This is a genomic window from Treponema sp. R80B11-R83G3, assembly GCF_054786115.1.
On sequence record NZ_BDHF01000130.1, the window covers coordinates 1 to 3,054 of the forward strand.

Below are 3,054 nucleotides of genomic sequence, written 5' to 3' on the forward strand. Positions count from 1 at the left end.
AGATACATCCGACTAGAATTAATAATTAAATTGTTATATAAATGCTATAATACCCCCATGCAGAAACTCTACGAAACAAAAGAAACCCCCAAAAAAGCGTTCTTAGTAAGCATAATAACCGGCAAAAGAAACGACGACGCGATATGCAGAGAACTTGAAGGATTAGCGAAAACCCTCGACATTGAAATCGCCGCGCATGAAAGAATCCGCGTCCGCGAGAAAACCGCCAAGTTCGGCATGGGGAGCGGAAAAGCGGAGGAATTGTCAAATAAGGCAAAAGAAGCGTATGCGGATCTGCTGGTCTTTGATTGGAATCCAAGCCCGTCCCAGCAGAGGAATTGGGAAGAACTTTCAGGGCTTCCCGTTGTGGACAGGCAGGAGCTTATCATCCGCATATTCGCGCAAAGGGCAATTACAAGAGAAGCGGAATTGCAGGTCAGGCTTGCCGAACTTATGTATTTTTTACCGAGGTTAACGCACAAGTATATCGATCTTTCGCGCCAACGCGGAGGCCGTTATGGGACAAAAGGGGCGGGGGAGACAAAACTTGAAACTGACCGCAGAAAAATAGAAAAACAAATCAATCAGCTTGAAAAAGAAATTGATCAGGTGCGAAAACAGCGAAAGACTCAAAGGGGACAGAGAGAGCGTAACGAAATGAAAGTATGCGCGATTGTAGGCTATACCAACGCCGGAAAATCAAGCCTGTTAAACGTACTGACGGGAGCGGACGTGCTTGCCGAGGATAAACTTTTCTGTACCCTAGATGCCGTTACGCGGCGTTTTCAACCGCTGCCCGGAGTTACTGTACTGCTTACGGATACGGTCGGCTTTATCCGTTCCCTCCCTCATTCGCTGATAAAAGCGTTTCATTCAACTTTGGAAGAAGCGGCATTAGCGGATATCCTGATACACATATTGGACGCTTCAGAGCCGGATATAGAGAGTAATTATGAGACAACAATAAATGTTTTAAATGATTTGGCTGACATGAAAGGGTTAAGCGCGGGCGAACTTAAATCCGTCAAAAAAAATACTGATTCACAAGCGGAAAAACCGCCTATTGACATTCCGATGATCACAGTTCTTAATAAAATCGACCGCTTGACAGGCGGCGCTTTGGAAGAATTGCAAAACCGTTTCCCGGATAGTATCGCGATTTCTGTAAAAAATGGCATTGGGCTTGATACGCTAAAAGAAAAAATCGTGAAAACTGTTAATCAACTGAAATAAAAAAAAGCCCCGCAATTTACGGGGCTTTGGTTATACCGGTTATCTCTTAAAATTCCAAACAGGACCGTCCTTTATATAAACTCCAGCGGCTTTTTTATTGGTGGTGTAATAAGTTCTTAGGCTTGCTTCAAATGTCGCCAAATTATCATCGTGCAAATTTGCCGGAAATGTAACAAGAATAAGAGTATTGGGGAAAGTAAGAGGAGAGGAAGCCGTGTATTTGGCGTTATATCCGCCGATACGCGGGCAGTCCAAATTGTTGATTTTAGTTAATCCTACCAATGACACGGGTATATTGACGGATTCCATCGGGTTATTTGTAAAAGCTTCGTCATAAATTTCATTAACGCCGTTTGGAATGAATAAATCCTTTATTTTGTTTTGATGAAACGCGAAACGGCGTATGGATCTTACTGATGGCTGTAACGCTATGTCAGGCAGTTGATTGTTTCTAAAAGCGCTCTCTCCGATAATTTGAACCATTTTACCGATTATTGCCCTTTTAAGTCCGCAGTCCTTAAAAGCCCTTGCCCCTATTTCAGTTACCGCATCGGGAATTACAATTTCCGTAAGGTTTTTGTTGTTTTCAAACGCGCCAAGTTCGTATACTTCTACGTTTCCCTGAGAGACTCCGCCTCTTATAATTTTTAAGCCTTTTCCTAATGTAACTTTTTCAATATTGTTGTTGGCAAACGCTCCAAAGCCGATTTCGGTTACTGTATCGGGGATGGATACTGATTTTAATCCGCAGTTTTTAAACGCTTCATAGCCAATGATTGATAAATTTTGACCAAAGACTTTTTGCGGGATTTCTACGTTAAGAATGCCAAAATGAATCAGGTGGCTTACTCCGGCGATGTTTATTGTTTTAGTTTCAAAAGCTTTATATTTAGTAATCGTAATAATGTTGCCGGCTTGCGCGACTTCAAAATCACTGTCTTTTAACGGCCTGTTATACGATAACAATTTATTTTGCACTTCCTGCGCCTCAGTGATAAGGCGTTGGGTTTCGACAATTTCAGCCGTTGATAATGCGCCTGAATTAACCGCTTGTTCGTATTGTGCTATCGCGTCGGAATATTTCCCGTTGATAAACATCTCATTTGCTTTTTGAATTGCCTGCTTGGCCTGCTCGGCGCGTTCTTTTGCCGCCTGCTCTTTAGCCAGCCTTTCCTGTTCTTGAAGCAATCTTTGCTGCTCTTCAAGCGCTTTTTGTTCCTTTTGTAAGGCCTGTTGTTCTGACAGGGCAAAAGCTTTTTGCGCTTCATCTCTGCGGTTCTGTATGTTACGGGTATTATATCCGGGAGGCGCATACCTGATAGCCGAATTGTACAGCGTTATTGCCTCAGTGTAATTTCCCTCTTGATGAAGTTTCTGCGCCTGCTCAAAAGCCTCTTGCATTCTCTTCTCCTGCGCTTCTTTCAACAGGGGAGGAACCTGCTTGTTCTTTGGTTCAAGTTTTTGAGCCGCTTCAAACGACGTGACCGCTTCCGCGTAATTTTTTTGTTTCAGATGTTCCTGCCCCTGAGCGATATGATCTTTAGCTTTCTGTTGTGCAAATACCGAGCCGCAAATAAGGCAGGCTGTTAAAACCGCTACTATTATTCGTTTTGTCATGACATAACTCCTTATAATTAGTATTGTTGTAAAAAAACCGCTTTTTTAACCTAATAATATAATTTTCTACTATTTTTACCATATATGTCAATAGGGTTTTGTAAAAAACATAATTATATTACATTATAAATATAACGCTTTTATTATAAAAAGTCATGTGAAAATTTTGTCTGTTATTAACAGTTTTTAATTAAACTATTGCTT

At 41.6% G+C, this 3,054-nt stretch carries 2 protein-coding genes; one reads left to right on the forward strand and one right to left on the reverse strand.

Annotated features, from left to right (window positions below; all coding sequences use genetic code 11):
• Positions 1-1,233 (forward strand): GTPase HflX (gene hflX, locus ACYVRH_RS11485; protein ID WP_461257054.1); only part of this gene is annotated, 1,233 nt, incomplete at its 5' end.
• A 39-nt stretch (positions 1,234-1,272) separates the two neighbouring features.
• Here the strand turns inward: hflX and ACYVRH_RS11490 are convergent.
• Positions 1,273-2,850 (reverse strand): leucine-rich repeat domain-containing protein, encoded by a 1,578-nt coding sequence (locus tag ACYVRH_RS11490; RefSeq protein WP_461257055.1) that lies wholly within the window; start codon positions 2,848-2,850, stop codon positions 1,273-1,275.
• Positions 2,851-3,054 lie beyond the last annotated feature (204 nt).